This is a genomic window from Variovorax palleresanus, from assembly GCF_051144945.1.
GTDB classification, from domain to species: domain Bacteria; phylum Pseudomonadota; class Gammaproteobacteria; order Burkholderiales; family Burkholderiaceae_C; genus Variovorax; species Variovorax paradoxus_S.
Map to the genome: position 1 here is coordinate 5291047 of NZ_JBJNVP010000002.1, position 14417 is coordinate 5305463.

Consider the following 14417-nt stretch of genomic DNA (forward strand, 5'->3'; position numbering starts at 1 on the left):
CGGCATCCGCGGACCCCTGCGCTCAGCGCGCACGAGGAAGCTCCAGCGGCGTGCGTTCGCGGTCAATGGCCACCAGTGCCGGATTGTCCGCGTCGTAGCGCAGGTGGATGGCCTTCTGCGGTTCGAGGAATTGCGGCACCAGCGCGTCTTCGACAAAGGTGGGAATCGATGCGGCACGAGCCACGCCGGCACTGTCGGTGTAGTCGACCTCGAGCACCACGGCCCGGACGGTTTGCCCGCTGGAGCCGCCGCGCGTCATGTTGTTGGGATGCATTCGCACATTGCGGACTACGCCGTCGGCGGGCTGCCCGTCCTGCGCCAGCGCAGGCCAGAGTTTTGCCTCTGCGGAATAGTGGCGGTTTTCCTTGCGCATGTAGCCGATGGCGCCGACGCCCCCAACGACGACCGCAGTCATCACTATGCCGAAGAAAATCCAGAGAAGCGTCTCCCATTCAAGCATGGCGCAAGTGTCACATGACAAGATGCATGGCCTGCGCATAGGCCGCCATGCCGTCCACGAAAAAGCGCACGGCTGCCTTGCCGACCTGCACCGCTTCGTTGGTGATGTCGATGCCCTTGTTGGCAATCTTGAAAGTCAGCAGGTCGACCTTGAGCACGGAGTACTGCGAGTTGATGCCGTAGAACTGCTGGCGAGCACCCCAGAAGTCGAGCGACATGCCCACGGCACCGAAGCGGAACCCCGCACCACCCGAGCGCGACAGGCGCCAGTCGCTGCTCTTGGCGTAGTTGTTGGTGTAGGTCTGCGAGTTGTTCGTGTAGCTGATCGCCAAGTTGTTGTAGACGTTCGATGTGGTGGCGTAGACGTTCGTGTTGATGACGTGCTGCGTGGTGTTGTGGATGTGGTTCGTCGTGTTGAAGGTCACGTCCGGCGAGGTGTGGACCGTCGGGCCCGTCACGGTGGTGCTCGACGGTCCGTCGACCAGCACGGTGTTCGAGGTGTTGATGGTGTCGTTGCGCCCGCCGCTCACGAAGCGGATCTCCTGGCCGTCGATGGTGCCGTGGAAGCCGCCGGTGATCGCGAGCTTCACGCCACCCGTGATCGTGTCGTTCAGCCCGCCGCTGAGCGTGCGCTTCTTGCCGCCCGAAATGGTCTGCGTGACGCCGCCCGTCACGGTTTCGCTGAAGCCACCGGTCACGTCGCGCGTGTCGCCGCCGGTAATGGTTTCTTTCGCGCCCGCGGTGATGTCGCGCGTTTCGCCGCTCTTGTAGGTCGACGATTCATGCCCGCCGATGACCGTGGTGCGGGTGCCGTCGGTGGTGTGCGTTTCGTCGGCTTCCACCTCGACGTCGAGGTTGCGCTCGGCATGCAGCAGGATCTGCTCGGCGCCCGTGCGGTCCTCGAAGCGCAGCATGTTGGCCTGGTTGGCCGCGCCGCCCGTGCTCGAACGCGTGAGGATGCCGCTGGCCGTGGCATTGGCGGGCAGCTCCCAGGGCGGCATCTGGTCGTTGTTGTAGACGCGGCCCGTGATGATCGGGCGGTCGGGCTCACCGCCGATGAAATCGACGATCACTTCCTGGCCCACGCGCGGCATGTGCATGGTGCCGTAGTTGGCGCCGGCCCAGTTGCTGGACACGCGCACCCAGCACGAGCTGTTCTCGTCCGACTGGCCATAGCGGTCCCAGCGGAACTGCAGCTTGACGCGGCCGAAGCGGTCGGTCCAGATTTCTTCCGGGCCGACCACGGTGGCGGTTTGCGGGCCATTGGTGCGCGGCTTGGGCGTCTTGCGGGCGGGCCGGTAGGGCACGTTCGAAGGCAGCACCGTGAAGTCGAACTGGCAGACCGATTCCGTGCTGCCGCCGGTGGAGTATTCGGGCTCCTGCAGGTCGTAGCGGGTTTCGGTGACCAGGTACTCGCGGTTGTCCGACTCGCGCGGGCAATGCGTCATCTCGAACAGATAGCCCGGCGCCATGCCCACCACGTTGGTGTGGCCCGCGGCAAGTTCGTGCGCGCACTGCAGCTCCTGCAGCCGGATCTTCGCGTAGGTGTCGCCTTGCTGGTGCTCGCTGTAGCCGCCCAGCCATTCGTAGACTTCGTAGCTCGAATGATCGTGGCCCTTGGGGTCTTGCCGCACGCTTTGCAGCGAGGCGCGGGACTTCTTGAAGTCGAAGTCGTCGAGCATCACGCGGCCCGAGGTGATCTGCTCCGAGATGCGCCATTGGTCGATGCAGGGCTCCATGGCATGGAGCACCCGGTCGCGCGGGCGATAGGCAATGGTGGCAAAGCCCGGCAGCTTGCCGTAGCCGCCGGTGTCGTCGGCCAGCACCAGCAGGTGCGAATTGTTCGTGTGCTCGAAGTGGTAGGCGATGCCTTCGTGCTCCATGAGGCGGCTCACGAAAGCGAAGTCGCTCTCCTGGTATTGCACGCAGTATTCCCAGGGGCGGTAGCTGCCCGTCAGGCGCTTTTCAAATTCGAAGCCGTATTTGCCCAGCACTTCGTCGAGCACCTCGGGCACGCTCTTGTTCTGGAAGATGCGGCAGTCGGTGGTGCGCGTGAGAAACCAGAGCCAGGGCTGAACCAGGGCACGGTACACGTAGTGGCGGCCGGTTTCGTTGGCGCGGCCCACGAGTTCGAAGCGCACCACCGTGCCGTTGAGAAAGCGCGGCGCGCCGCCGTCCGTGAGTTCGAGCGTGAGCGAAGTGCCCAGCAGCTTCTTCAGGTCGAGATTGAAGCTGGTGCTGACCATGTCGACCTCGAACTCGAACAACTGCGACAGTCCTTCGTGCCCCCGCATGGCGCGAAACTTGAGCTGCTCGGCGCTGAGTACGGTGTGAACCTGGACGGTACGCATCATTCGGAATTTCCCTGACCCTTGGGGCTTCTGCGGATGCGAAGCCTTCGAATGCCAGTCTAGAAATTCCTTATGTCATATACATGACGCGCGGAGGCTCTGCCCTCTGTAGACGCAGCGCAAACAAAGCCCTTACAGGGCCTCCATCGAGCCGCTACATCGAGGCTTCGAGCATGGCCTTGTAGTCGCCCCGCGAAGCCAGCCGAGGATTGGTCTTGTGGCAGTGGTCGGCCATGGCACCGTCGATGATCTGCTCGAACATGCCGGGCGTCACGCCCACTTCGGCCAGGCCCTTGGGCAGGCCCAGGCGCGCGTTCATGTCGCGGATCGCATCGCCGAGATCGCCAGCCGAATCGAGGTGCATGGCCTGCGCCATGCGCTGCAGCCGCTGCTCCTTCTGCACCGACTCGGCACCGGCATTGAAGTGGATCACCGCGGGCAGGAAGAGGGCGTTGAGCGTGCCGTGATGCAGCCGCGGGTCGACGCCGCCCAGGCTGTGGCTCAGCGAGTGCACGCAGCCCAGGCCCTTCTGGAAGGCCATGGCGCCCTGCATGGAGGCGCTCATGAGGTTGAGGCGCGCTTCCCGGTCACTGCCGTCCTTGGTGGCGCGTTCGATGTGCAGCCAGGCGCGCTCCAGGCCGTCGAGCCCGATGCCGTCGGCCGGTGGATTGAAGGCGGCCGACATGAAGGTTTCCATGCAGTGCGCAATCGCGTCCATGCCGGTGGCGGCCGTGAGCTTGGGCGGCAGGCCGAGCGTGAGCTCGGGGTCGCAGATGGCAGCCTTGGGCATCAAAAACCAGCTGTGGAAACCGAGCTTGCGGTGGTCGTCGACGATGACGATGGCGCCGCGCGCCACTTCGCTGCCGGTGCCGCTGGTGGTGGGCACCGCAATGAGCGGCACCACGCGATCGGTGATCTTCGGCGAGCCGCCTTCGATGGTGGCGTAGGTCTTGAGCGGGCCTTCGTGCGTGGCGGCAATCGCCACGCCCTTGGCGCAGTCGATGGCGGAGCCGCCGCCCACGGCGATGAGCCCGTCGCAGCGTGCGCTGCGGTACAGCTCGACGGCCGCGCGCACGGCGGCCTCGGTGGGGTTGGAGGGCGTCTGGTCGAACACCGCCACTTCCAGATCGGCAATGGCATCGAGCGCCTTCTGCAGCACCCCGGCCGCACGGACGCCCGCGTCTGTGACGATCAGCGGGCGGTTGATGCCGATGCGCGCGCACTCGCTGGACAGCAGCTTGATGGCGCCGAACTCGAACTGGATCTGGGTGAGGTATTGGATGAGGGCCATGGGCGTGAATGCGTGGGGCAGTACGATTGCCGACCATTCGAATCTAACAAGAGCAAACAGTCTTGCACATGAATAAAACCCTTGGCGCTGTCGCGTCGGGCACATTGCTGACCGCCAGGATGGCCAGCGTGGTCGAACGCATGGCCCGGGCGGGCCATCCGAGCCTGGACCAACTCACCCCGGAGGAGGCCAAGGCCTCGTACGAAAAAGGCGCCGGCGTGCTCGAGGTGCCCAAGCCCGAGCTCGCGCGCGTCGAAGACATCGGCGTTCGCGTGCGCGACGGCTTCGAGCTGCCGATGCGGCTCTATGCGCCATCGCGCGAGAAGCTGCCCGCGCTGGTGTACTTTCATGGCGGCGGCTTCACGGTGGGCAACATCCGCACCCACGACACGCTGTGCCGCGTGCTGAGCATGAAGAGCGGCTGCGCGGTGGTGTCGGTCGACTACCGGCTGGCGCCCGCGCACAAGTTTCCGACCGCTTCGAACGACGCCTGGGATGCGTTCGCCTTCATTGCGAACGAAGGCGCGCGCCTGGGCCTCGACACGAGCCGGCTTGCCGTGGGCGGCGACAGCGCCGGCGGCACCCTGGCCGCGGTGTGCGCCATTCTTGCGCGCGATGCGGGCCTGCCGCTCGCGCTGCAGATGCTGATCTATCCCGGCACCACGGCGCACCAGGACACTGCCTCGCACCAACGCTACGCCGATGGCCCCTTGCTCACCAAGGCGCTGATCGACTATTTCTTCGGCCAGTACGTGCGCACGCCGGCCGACCGCGACGACTGGCGCTTTGCGCCGCTGCTGGCCGACGACGTCGACGGCTTGGCGCCGGCCTGGATCGGCCTGGCCGAATGCGACCCCGTGGTGGACGAAGGCATTGCCTATGCCGACAAGCTGCGCGCCGCGGGCGTGGCGGTCGATATCGAGATCTACCGCGGCGTGATCCACGAATTCCTGAAAATGGGCCGCGCGATTCCCGAGGCGCTGCAAGCGCAGGACGATGCGGCGCGCGCACTCAAAGAGGCACTGAAACCATGACCGAAGAAACCGTACCCCAGAGAAAAGACTTCCGCTTCTTTCACCGCCTGCGCGTGCGCTGGGCCGAAGTCGACATGCAGAAGATCGTGTTCAACGCGCACTACCTGATGTATTTCGACACGGCCATTTCCGACTATTGGCGCGCGCTCGCGCTGCCGTACGAGGAGGCCATGCATTCCCTGGGCGGCGATCTCTACGTGCGCAAGGCGACCGTGGATTTTCGGGCTTCCGCACGCGTGGACGACGTGATCGACGTGGCCATGAAGTGCGCGCGCATCGGCAACTCGTCCATCGTCTTCGACGGCGCGCTTTTCCGGCAGGACCAGTACCTGGTGGGATGCGAACTCGTCTATGTGTTTGCCGACCCCACCACGCAGACCTCCAAGCCGGTGCCGCCTGCCTTGCGCGAAATTCTCACGGGCTTCGAAGCCGGCGAGCCGATGCGCACGGTGGAGACGGGCGACTGGAAAACCATGGGCGAAGGTGCGAGCGCATTGCGCCGCGCGGTCTTCATAGAGGAGCAGAACATTCCCAAGGAACTGGAATGGGACGAGCACGATGAAGTGGTGCTGCATGCGGTGGCCCGCAACCGGCTCGGACAGGTGATTGCGACCGGCCGGCTGCTGAACGCCGTGGACGGCACGGCGATGCTCGGCCGCATGGCCGTGCACCGTGTGCTGCGCAGCGGCGGGCACGGCGCCGCGGTGATGCAGGCGCTCGAGGCCGCCGCCAAGGCGCGCGGCGACCGCGAGATCGGGCTGCATGCGCAGCGCAGCGCGGAGCGCTTCTATGCGCGGCTGGGCTACACGGTGCACGGCGAGCCTTTCGAGGAAGCCGGCATCCCGCACATCGAGATGCGGCGCGCGCTGGGTCAGTAGCGCGCCGGCGGGTCGGGCACGTAGCCCATCTCCGAACCCGGGAAGGCCGATGGGCCCTCGGGGCGCGGCCAGCGCGGCGGGGGCGGCGGCACCGGGATCACGCCCGCGGCAATGAGGTTCTCGCGGCTGTCGTAGCGGATGCGGACCACTTCGTCGGGCGTGGACTGCGCGCGCTCGAAGGTGGTGTGCCCGACGTGCGAGGTCTCGCGCCGGCCGTGCGCTGTGCCGAGGCTCGGGGCCGGCGGTGATGGCCGGGCCAATCCTCCTTTCGCCGACGCGGAGGATTCGGCGCCCAAGGCGCTGTCGGCGGAACGGGCCTGTGCCGCGGGTGCGGCCGGCGCGGCCTCCGCCACGGCCGAGGGCGCCTCGCTGCGGCGCTCCATCTCGCGGCTGGAACTGCTGCTGCCGTCGCGGCGCGGCAGCGCGATGGGCGGCGGAGGCGGCACAGGCACCCGCTCGCGGAACATGGCGACGCCGATCACGCCCACGTCGTCCGGACGGCCGGTGCGGCTCGCGTACGAATTGGCAATCGACGTGAACTCGAAGGCCGCGATCTGCGAGTCGCTCTTGCGCCAACCCGTGATGTCGCTGCGCTCGCCACCCGAAAAAACATAGCCGTTCTGCAGCACGCCCGCGGTTTCCCCGGTGACGACGTTGACGCCGTCCACCGACATCACGGCCATGATGCGTTCGCCCATCGCATTGCGCGCGCGGATGGCGTAGCGCGCGCCGGGCCGGCCGGCGACCCAGTATTCGCCGCGGTGGCGGTAGATGGACAGTTCGCGGCCGGTCGTGCGATCGACCACGCTGACCTGCATCAGCGAGCCGATGCGGTCGTATGCAGAAGGCGGCGGGGGCGGCCGCACCGGGCTTTCGGCGCAGGCCGAGAGGGCGGCCCAGGCGAGGGCGGTCGAGATGAGGAGTCTGCGCTTCATGATGGTTCTTCCTTGCCAGGAGTGGATCGGTACGGCTTCTACGGGGCAGCACCAGCGGCAGGGTTAAACGCGCGCAAAAAAATGGCGCAGCCTCTTTCGGGGCGGCGCCAGGCGTCCGTGTCTTCGGACGCTGGGGGATTCGAAAAAAAGACTAGATGTCTTCGAGCAACGGGTAGGGCAGCGGCTCGACGGTGAGCGCCGGCCCGTCGGCGCCGCCGGCATGCAGGCCACCGGTTTCCAGGGCCGAGATCTGGATCGAGATCAGCGCGGCCCAGCCGCCACCGGGTGCCGGCGCGGCCTGCGCCACCGTGCCCACGGGCTGCTCGGCGTCGGCGGCGGCAAACACTTCCTGCCCCGCGCTCACCGGCGCATTGGCCTGCACGAGGTAGGTGCGGCGCTTCAACGTGCCGCGGAACTGGCTGCGCGCCACGATCTCCTGGCCGGGGTAGCAGCCCTTCTTGAAGTTCACGCCGCCCACGGATTCGTAGTTGATCATCTGCGGCACGAAGGCCTCGACCACCGGCGTGGTCAAGGTCACGATGCCGCTGCGAACCTCGCTCCACTGCCAGAGTTCGGCGTCGAGCGGCGAGCCGGCGGGCACCGGACTGCCGGCAGGCGCGATCCACATGGCGCGCGGCACGCCGTCGGCTGGATAGAGCGACACCGCGCTGATGTCTTCGCCGATGGCCGTGCGCTGGCCGGGCAGCGCCGCGGCATCGAGGCCGTTGGCGGCCAGCGCGGTACCGGCAAGGCCGTACAGCGCGAATTGCTCCGTGGCGTCGGTGAGCTTGGCCTTGGCGCGCAGCACGTACATCGACAGGCGTTTGAGCGTGGCCGCCAGGATGTCGCGGCTGCAGACCAGCAGCACCAGGTCGGGCTGCGGCCGGATGCCGACAAAACTCGCGATCACGCGGCCCTTGGCCGTGCAAAGCGCGGCCAAGCGGGCTTCGGCGGCGCCGAGCAGCGCGAAATCCTGGGTGAGCTGGCCGTGCAGGAAGCTCGCGGCATCGGGTCCCTCGGCGCGGATCACGCCAAGGTGGGAAAGAGCGGTAACACCATTGAGAACGACAGTAGTCATCGCTGAATTATCATGGTCGCAGCCGTTCCGTCCGGTCCGCAGGGAATCCGCCCCGGTTCCCGCAAGGCCACCGACTTTTCGCCCGATTCGTTTTTCTTTTCTCCGCTCATTCATCGGACCCGTGCGCCGCTTCTTCCTCACGCTTTTTCTGCTGGCCGCCCTGGCTGCGCTCGGCCTCGGCGCCGCCGGACTCTGGTGGGTGCACCAGCCGCTCAAGCTGCCCGCACCCAGTCTCGATCTTTCCGTGGAGCCCGGCACCACGCCGCGCGGCGTTGCGCAGGCCGTGGCCGATGCCGGCGCCGACGTGCCGCCGCAGTTGCTGTATTTCTGGTTCCGTATCTCGGGGCAAGACCGCCAGATTCGCGCCGGCAGCTACGAGCTGGAGCGCGGCATCACGCCCAAGATGCTGCTCAACGTGCTGGTGCGCGGCGAAGAAGCCACCCGCAGCCTGGTGCTGGTCGAGGGCTGGAACTTCCGGCAGGTGCGTGCGGCCCTGGCCAAGGCCGAGCAACTCAAGCCCGAAACCATCGGCATGCCCGACGACGCGCTGATGGCCAAGCTGGGCCGGCCCGGCGTGCACCCGGAGGGCCGCTTTTTCCCGGACACGTACACCTATTCGAAGGGCTCCACCGACATCGCGCTGCTGCAGCGGGCCATGCGGGCCATGGACAAGAAGCTGGAGGCCGCCTGGGCGGCCCGCGCCGCCGATTTGCCGATCAAATCGGCGGATGAGGCGCTTATTTTGGCCAGCATTGTCGAAAAGGAGACAGGAAAAGCCAAGGACCGCGCCGAGATTGCCGCCGTGTTCGCCAACCGGCTGCGCACCGGCATGCCGCTGCAGACCGACCCGACCGTGATCTACGGCCTGGGCACTGCCTTCGACGGCAACCTGCGCAAGAAAGACCTGCTGGCCGACACGCCCTGGAACACCTACACGCGCGGCGGCCTGCCGCCCACGCCCATTGCCATGCCGGGCAAGGCGGCGCTGCTGGCGGCGGTGCAGCCGGCGCAAAGCAAGTCGCTGTACTTCGTTTCGCGCGGCGACGGCACCAGCCAGTTCAGCAGTTCGCTCGACGACCACAACCGCGCCGTCAACCGCTACCAGCGCGGTGGCGGAAGCAGCAGTGGCGAACCCAAACCGAAGGTTCCGCAATGAATGAAGGCCTGTTTCTGACGCTCGAGGGCATCGACGGTGCGGGCAAGTCGAGCCATCTCGATGCGATGGAGGCGCTTTTCAGGGGACAGGGCCGCACGGTGGTGCGCACGCGCGAGCCCGGCGGCACGCCGCTGGCCGAAACCTTGCGCGGCCTCATCCTCGAGCAGCCGATGGATCCGCTGACCGAATCGCTCCTGGTGTTCGCCGCGCGTCGCGACCACGTCACGCGGGTGATCGAGCCGGCGCTGGCACGCGGCGACGTGGTGCTGTGCGACCGCTTCACCGACGCCACCTTCGCCTACCAGGGCGCGGGCCGCGACTTCGACACAGAGGTGCTGTCGACGCTGGAGCAATGGGTGCAGGGCAGGGCAGGGCCCGCCGATGCGGCGCGGCTGCTGCAGCCTCACATCACGCTGTGGTTCGACCTGGCGCCAGAGATCGCTGCCCAGCGGCTGGCCGGCGCTCGCTTGCCCGACAAGTTCGAGTCGCAGCCGGTTGAATTCTTCCGGCGCGTTGCGGCGGGCTACGCGGCCCGCGCGGCCGCCGATGCGGAGCGCTTCGTACGCATCGACGCCAGCCAGACGCGCGACCAGGTCTGGCAGCAGGTCGAGACCGCGCTTGTCGCGCGCGGCGCCTTGGCACCCGCAAGCGGGGCGGCACCATGAGCACGCAAGCGCTTTCGCCCTGGCTGCATCGGCCGCTCGCGGAGCTGTTGCGCCAGCGCGGCCATGCCTGGCTGCTGCAGGGCCCTTCGGGCCTGGGCCAATACGAACTCGCGCTGGCGCTTGCCGCCGCCTGGCTGTGCGAACAGCCGAAGGCGGAAGAGGGCGGTGCCGCCTGCGGCCATTGCCCGAGCTGCCATTCCATCGAGGTTCGAACCCACGCCGACCTTTGCGTGCTGATGCCCGAGGTGGCCATGCAGGAGTTGGGCTGGCCGCTGGACGAAAAGGCGCAGGCCGACATCGACGACAAGAAGCGCAAGCCGAGCCGCGAGATCCGGGTTGAAGCCATGCGCGACGCGGTCGGCTTTGCCCAGCGCACCAGCGCGCGCGGCCGCGGCAAGGTGGTGCTGGTGTATCCGGCCGAGCGCATGAACACCATCACCGCCAATGCGCTGCTCAAGACGCTCGAGGAGCCGGTCGGCGATGTGCGCTTTGTGCTGGCGAGCGAGGCCGCATGGCAGCTGCTGCCGACCATCCGCAGCCGCTGCCTGGGCTTCACGCTGCCATGGCCCGCCACGGCCGACGCCGAAGCCTGGCTGGTGGCGCACGACGTACCTGCTGCGGACGCGGCGGCCTTGCTGCGGACTGCCGGCGGCCGGCCGAGCGACGCGCTGCGGCTGGCGCGCTCCGGCCAGTCGCCCAAGGCCTGGTCGCTGCTGCCCAAGGCCATTTCGCGTGGCGACGTCGCGGCGCTGGCGGACCAGGCGCCCTCGCAGGCCATCAGTGCGCTGCAAAAGCTCTGCCACGACCTGATGGCCGTCGGCAGCGGCGCCGAGCCGCGCTTTTTCGAGCCGGCCGACCTGCCGGCCGCCGTGCCTTCGCACCTGGCGCTGGCGCGCTGGTCGAAGTCGCTCGCCAACGCGGCCAGAACCGCCGAACACCCCTTCAATGCGGGCCTCATGCTGGAAGCGCTTGTGAGCGAGGCGCGAACCACCCTAAACTCAGCTCCTCGCCGCCCATGAACCAACCAGTCGCCCCCGCCGCCGCCGCAACGCCTCAACGGCCGAGCGTGATCCAGCTCGCCATCAAGGAAAAGGGCGCGCTCTATGCCGCCTACATTCCGCTTTTTGCGGAGGGCGGCATCTTCATTCCGACCTCGCGCGAATACCGCCTGGGCGACGACGTCTACGTGCTGCTGACGCTGCCCGAAGACCCACAGCGCTACCCGGTGGCTGGCAAGGTTGCGTGGATCACCCCGCAGCGCGCCGCCGGCAATCGGGCGCCGGGCGTAGGCATCCGGTTCCCGTCGGACGAAAAATCGCGCCAGCTCAAGGCCCGCATCGAAGCGGCCCTCGGCGGCTCGATGGCCTCCGACCGACCCACCCAAACCATCTAGCTCGATAGCTAGGCTCGCCCCCAGGCTGCGCGCACTTCGTGTCGCTACGCCCACCCCCTACCGGGGGCAATACCAGCGGCCCGGCAGAGCCGGTTCCGCGGTATTTCTGGAATGGGGCCAGCCGCCGCTCCCTGACACGCCATGTTCACCGATTCCCACTGCCACCTTACTTTTCCCGAGTTTGCGGACCAGATGCCGCAAATCCGCGCCGCCATGGCCGAGGCGCAGGTCGATCGCGCCCTGTGCATCTGCACCAAGCTCGAGGAGTTCGAGGAAGTGCAGGCGCTGGCCGCCCGCTACGATAACTTCTGGGCCAGCGTGGGCGTGCATCCCGACAACGAGGACATCGCCGAGCCCACCATCGACGACCTGGTGCGCCGCGCGGCCATGCCCCGCGTGGTCGCCATTGGCGAAACCGGCCTCGACTACTACCAGATGGAAGAACGCAAGGGCGGACGCAGCATTTCCGACATGGAATGGCAGCGCGACCGCTTTCGCGTGCACATCCGCGCGGCGCAGCAAACCCGGCTGCCGCTCGTCATTCACACCCGCGAAGCCTCGGCCGACACGCTGGCCATCCTCAAGGAGGAGGGCGAAGACGGTTCCGGCAATGCCGCGGGCGGCGTGTTCCATTGCTTCACCGAAACCGCCGAAGTCGCCCGCGCGGCGCTCGACCTGGGCTTCTACATTTCGTTTTCGGGCATCCTGACCTTCAAGAAGGCGCAAGACCTGCGCGACGTGGCCGCCTTCGTGCCGCTCGACCGGATGCTGATCGAGACCGACAGCCCCTATCTGGCCCCGGTGCCGTACCGCGGCAAGACCAACAATCCGTCCTACGTGCCTTTTGTGGCCAAGCAGATCGCCGAACTGCGCAAGCTGCCGCTCGAAGCCGTGGCAAAGGCCACCAGCGACAACTTCGAAACGCTGTTCAAGGGAGTAAAAACAACATGAAGAAATACATCAAGAAGTTCATTTATCTTGCTGTCATAGCAGCAACTTTTGCCGCACACGCGGGTTCTTTCGAAGACTTTTTCCGGGCCGTGCGCGGAGACAACGCCAGCGGCGTGCGTACGCTGCTGAACCGCGGCTTCGACCCCAACACGCGCGACGAAAGCGGCCAGACCGGGCTGATCATCGCCTTGCGTGAACCGTCGCCCAAGGTGGCGCAGGTGCTGCTCGAGTCGCCGCAGACCGACGTCGACATTGCCAATGCCAAGGACGAAACCCCGCTCATGCTGGCTGCCATCAAGGGCCAGCAAGACCTCGTTACCCAACTGCTGAAGCGCGATGCCGCCGTCAACAAGACCGGCTGGGCGCCGCTGCACTATGCGGCCAGCAGCGGCCAGCTGACCATCATGAAGGTGCTGCTCGACAACTACGCCTTCATCGACGCGCAATCGCCCAACGGCACCACGCCGCTCATGATGGCCGCGATGTACGGCTCGACCGAAGCCGTGAAGCTGCTCCTGGCCGAAGGCGCCGACACCGCCATGAAGAACCAGCTCGGCATGACCGCGGTGGACTTTGCCACCAAGGCAAACCGCCCCGAAGCTGCGCAGCTGATTGCCGCGTCGGCCGAGGCAAAGACCGGCCCCAAGCCCGCGCCCAAAGACGGCAAATGGTGAAACCGGCGGCGCCCGTCAAAGCCTGAATTCGCCGGGTTTGCGCAGGCCCGGAAAAGCACTCAAAAGGGCGCCTGCACAGTCGTGCGAGACTCTCCGTAGAAGGAGAAGCAGAGATGAGTACGTTCCTATTCATAGTCTTTTTGGTGGCCGTGGGATTGCTTGCGTTCGTGATGGTCGCCAGGAAGAAGTCAGCGCAAAACAGCAGCGGCTTCGTCGACAAGCCCAAAGCCCGGCCACCGCTCACTGCACGCGAGCAGGCCATGTACAACCGGCTCGTGCAAACGCTGCCGGATCTCGTGGTGCTGCCGCAGGTCAGCTTCGGCGCCTTGCTCACGGCCCGCACGCGCGCGGCGCGAAGCTCGTTCAGCCGCAAGGTCGCCGACTTCGTCGTGTGCGACCGCTCGTTCAAGGTCGTCGCCGTGGTCGCATTCGGCGGCGACAAGGTCAACAGGGGCAAGTCGCAACGCGACCTGGACCGGGATGCGCTGCTGGTGGAGGCTGGCTACCGCGTGCTTCGTTATCCGAGGGTTCCGGACGTGGGGCGTGTCGAGGCGGACTTCGATCCGACGATGGCATCTGTGAGTCCTATGGGGTCCTGAGGGCGTCTGAGGGCGTTCTTGGACCGCTCGACTGCCGCCACGGCCAGACACTTCACTCCACAAACAATACAATGTGCATTATGTTAAATGACATATGCGGCAAGTCCATCCTGAAGAACCGCCCGTGATGCTCAGCCAGGCCACCACCGCTCTCGACTTCGATACCCCTGGCCGCGGTCTTCTGGAAATCACCGCGGCCGTGGCGCAATGGGTGGAACGCACTGGCTATCAAACCGGGCTGCTGACGCTCTTCATCCGCCACACTTCGGCCAGCCTGCTGGTACAGGAGAACGCCGATCCGGATGTGCAGGCAGACCTCGACCGTTTTCTTGCGCGGCTGGTGCCCGACGGCGATCCGTTGTTCAGGCATCGCGACGAAGGACCGGACGACATGCCGGCCCATGTGCGTTCGGCGCTCACGGCCGTCCAGCTTTCGATACCGGTGGCCAACGGTCGAATGGCGCTGGGCACGTGGCAGGGCATCTATCTTTGGGAGCACCGGAAGCGGCCGCACCAAAGGCAAGTGGTCTTGCACCTGATGGGGTCGTAAAGGGGGCGTAGCGGCTCCCCTGCCCCGGCCGCTTTTTTTGTCAGCGGCTGCGCGACTGTTTCTTCAGGATTTCGAGGAAAGTATCCGCCAGCTGGTTCGGCGAATCTTTCTTCCGCACCGCAAAGACGCGTGCGCTGGTCGTCAGGCCCTTGATCGGTCTTGCGCGCCGCGGAAGCGCGACCCGCAAAAATAGGCACGTTCTTTGCGTGACTGCAAGCTCACGGTGTAACGAAGCACTGTTTTGGTGAGGTTTCCGCGGTCTTGCGGATTCCAGGCGCGCAGAGCGCCAGCACCCTCCGCCCGCATCCTCGCGGGTACCTCTCCCCCTGAACCCCCGTCCGAATTGCAGCCCCGCAAGGGCTGCACTTTGGCATTTGCATTGTTGTTTCGAATCCGCTGATTC

15 protein-coding genes are annotated in these 14417 nt (G+C 66.5%); 10 read left to right on the forward strand and 5 right to left on the reverse strand.

Going from position 1 to position 14417, the window contains the following annotated elements; all coding sequences use genetic code 11:
- Positions 1-22: 22 nt before the first annotated feature.
- The 3 genes from ACJ7Z0_RS28795 to gbd form a co-directional block, all read right to left on the reverse strand.
- Positions 23-415, reverse strand: a complete 393-nt coding sequence (locus ACJ7Z0_RS28795) for a hypothetical protein (protein ID WP_434792586.1) — start codon at positions 413-415, stop codon at positions 23-25.
- 55 nt (positions 416-470) lie between these two features.
- The gene (locus tag ACJ7Z0_RS28800) at positions 471-2813 is read right to left on the reverse strand and encodes a type VI secretion system Vgr family protein (RefSeq protein WP_434792587.1); all 2343 of its coding nucleotides are present in this window, start codon (positions 2811-2813) and stop codon (positions 471-473) included.
- A gap of 151 nt (positions 2814-2964) precedes the next feature.
- Positions 2965-4101 (reverse strand): 4-hydroxybutyrate dehydrogenase, encoded by a 1137-nt coding sequence (gene gbd, locus ACJ7Z0_RS28805; protein ID WP_434792588.1) that lies wholly within the window; start codon positions 4099-4101, stop codon positions 2965-2967.
- Between the two features lie 68 nt (positions 4102-4169).
- On the opposite strand from gbd, the gene ACJ7Z0_RS28810 reads away from it, so the two are divergent.
- On the forward strand, positions 4170-5135 hold the full coding sequence (locus tag ACJ7Z0_RS28810; RefSeq protein ID WP_434792589.1) for an alpha/beta hydrolase: 966 nt from the start codon (positions 4170-4172) through the stop codon (positions 5133-5135).
- Positions 5132-6013, forward strand: coding sequence for a YbgC/FadM family acyl-CoA thioesterase (locus tag ACJ7Z0_RS28815; protein WP_434792590.1), 882 nt, complete (start codon positions 5132-5134; stop codon positions 6011-6013). Before ACJ7Z0_RS28810 ends, ACJ7Z0_RS28815 begins: the two co-directional genes overlap by 4 nt.
- Here the strand turns inward: ACJ7Z0_RS28815 and ACJ7Z0_RS28820 are convergent.
- A complete protein-coding gene (locus tag ACJ7Z0_RS28820; RefSeq protein ID WP_434792591.1) occupies positions 6007-6948 on the reverse strand; it encodes a hypothetical protein in 942 nt (313 codons plus the stop codon). The genes ACJ7Z0_RS28815 and ACJ7Z0_RS28820 overlap by 7 nt on opposite strands.
- 151 nt (positions 6949-7099) lie before the next feature.
- Positions 7100-8026, reverse strand: coding sequence for a CAF17-like 4Fe-4S cluster assembly/insertion protein YgfZ (gene ygfZ / locus ACJ7Z0_RS28825; RefSeq protein WP_434792592.1), 927 nt, complete (start codon positions 8024-8026; stop codon positions 7100-7102).
- A 121-nt stretch (positions 8027-8147) separates the two neighbouring features.
- Here ygfZ and mltG point away from each other — a divergent pair, with 121 nt between their 5' ends.
- The 8 genes from mltG (at position 8148) to ACJ7Z0_RS28865 (ending at position 14014) form a co-directional block, all read left to right on the forward strand.
- A complete protein-coding gene (mltG, locus tag ACJ7Z0_RS28830) occupies positions 8148-9182 on the forward strand; it encodes an endolytic transglycosylase MltG (protein WP_434792593.1) in 1035 nt (344 codons plus the stop codon).
- The gene (gene tmk / locus ACJ7Z0_RS28835; RefSeq protein WP_434792594.1) at positions 9179-9847 is read left to right on the forward strand and encodes a dTMP kinase; all 669 of its coding nucleotides are present in this window, start codon (positions 9179-9181) and stop codon (positions 9845-9847) included. Before mltG ends, tmk begins: the two co-directional genes overlap by 4 nt.
- A complete protein-coding gene (locus tag ACJ7Z0_RS28840; RefSeq protein WP_434792595.1) occupies positions 9844-10866 on the forward strand; it encodes a DNA polymerase III delta subunit-related protein in 1023 nt (340 codons plus the stop codon). Before tmk ends, ACJ7Z0_RS28840 begins: the two co-directional genes overlap by 4 nt.
- On the forward strand, positions 10863-11240 hold the full coding sequence (locus ACJ7Z0_RS28845) for a PilZ domain-containing protein (RefSeq protein WP_093019562.1): 378 nt from the start codon (positions 10863-10865) through the stop codon (positions 11238-11240). The genes ACJ7Z0_RS28840 and ACJ7Z0_RS28845 overlap by 4 nt, the downstream gene beginning before the upstream one ends.
- Before the next feature lie 141 nt (positions 11241-11381).
- On the forward strand, positions 11382-12191 hold the full coding sequence (locus ACJ7Z0_RS28850; RefSeq protein ID WP_434792596.1) for a TatD family hydrolase: 810 nt from the start codon (positions 11382-11384) through the stop codon (positions 12189-12191).
- Entirely contained in the window at positions 12188-12865 is a 678-nt protein-coding gene (locus ACJ7Z0_RS28855; RefSeq protein WP_434792597.1) for an ankyrin repeat domain-containing protein, read from the forward strand. Before ACJ7Z0_RS28850 ends, ACJ7Z0_RS28855 begins: the two co-directional genes overlap by 4 nt.
- A gap of 113 nt (positions 12866-12978) precedes the next feature.
- Complete coding sequence (locus tag ACJ7Z0_RS28860) at positions 12979-13464, forward strand: DUF2726 domain-containing protein (protein WP_434792598.1); 486 nt, start codon at positions 12979-12981, stop codon at positions 13462-13464.
- A gap of 127 nt (positions 13465-13591) precedes the next feature.
- Entirely contained in the window at positions 13592-14014 is a 423-nt protein-coding gene (locus ACJ7Z0_RS28865) for a secondary thiamine-phosphate synthase enzyme YjbQ (RefSeq protein ID WP_431132216.1), read from the forward strand.
- The last annotated feature ends 403 nt before the right edge of the window (positions 14015-14417 follow it).

Coding starts and splice junctions, on each gene's coding strand:
- gbd (WP_434792588.1), bottom strand. CDS start 4,101: ATGGCCCTCATCCAATACCTCACCCAGATCCAGTTCGAGTTCGGCGCC.
- ACJ7Z0_RS28840 (WP_434792595.1), top strand. CDS start 9,844: ATGAGCACGCAAGCGCTTTCGCCCTGGCTGCATCGGCCGCTCGCGGAG.
- ACJ7Z0_RS28810 (WP_434792589.1), top strand. CDS start 4,170: ATGAATAAAACCCTTGGCGCTGTCGCGTCGGGCACATTGCTGACCGCC.
- ygfZ (WP_434792592.1), bottom strand. CDS start 8,026: ATGACTACTGTCGTTCTCAATGGTGTTACCGCTCTTTCCCACCTTGGC.
- ACJ7Z0_RS28855 (WP_434792597.1), top strand. CDS start 12,188: ATGAAGAAATACATCAAGAAGTTCATTTATCTTGCTGTCATAGCAGCA.
- ACJ7Z0_RS28800 (WP_434792587.1), bottom strand. CDS start 2,813: ATGATGCGTACCGTCCAGGTTCACACCGTACTCAGCGCCGAGCAGCTC.
- ACJ7Z0_RS28795 (WP_434792586.1), bottom strand. CDS start 415: ATGACTGCGGTCGTCGTTGGGGGCGTCGGCGCCATCGGCTACATGCGC.
- ACJ7Z0_RS28850 (WP_434792596.1), top strand. CDS start 11,382: ATGTTCACCGATTCCCACTGCCACCTTACTTTTCCCGAGTTTGCGGAC.
- tmk (WP_434792594.1), top strand. CDS start 9,179: ATGAATGAAGGCCTGTTTCTGACGCTCGAGGGCATCGACGGTGCGGGC.
- ACJ7Z0_RS28865 (WP_431132216.1), top strand. CDS start 13,592: ATGCTCAGCCAGGCCACCACCGCTCTCGACTTCGATACCCCTGGCCGC.
- ACJ7Z0_RS28845 (WP_093019562.1), top strand. CDS start 10,863: ATGAACCAACCAGTCGCCCCCGCCGCCGCCGCAACGCCTCAACGGCCG.
- ACJ7Z0_RS28815 (WP_434792590.1), top strand. CDS start 5,132: ATGACCGAAGAAACCGTACCCCAGAGAAAAGACTTCCGCTTCTTTCAC.
- ACJ7Z0_RS28820 (WP_434792591.1), bottom strand. CDS start 6,948: ATGAAGCGCAGACTCCTCATCTCGACCGCCCTCGCCTGGGCCGCCCTC.
- ACJ7Z0_RS28860 (WP_434792598.1), top strand. CDS start 12,979: ATGAGTACGTTCCTATTCATAGTCTTTTTGGTGGCCGTGGGATTGCTT.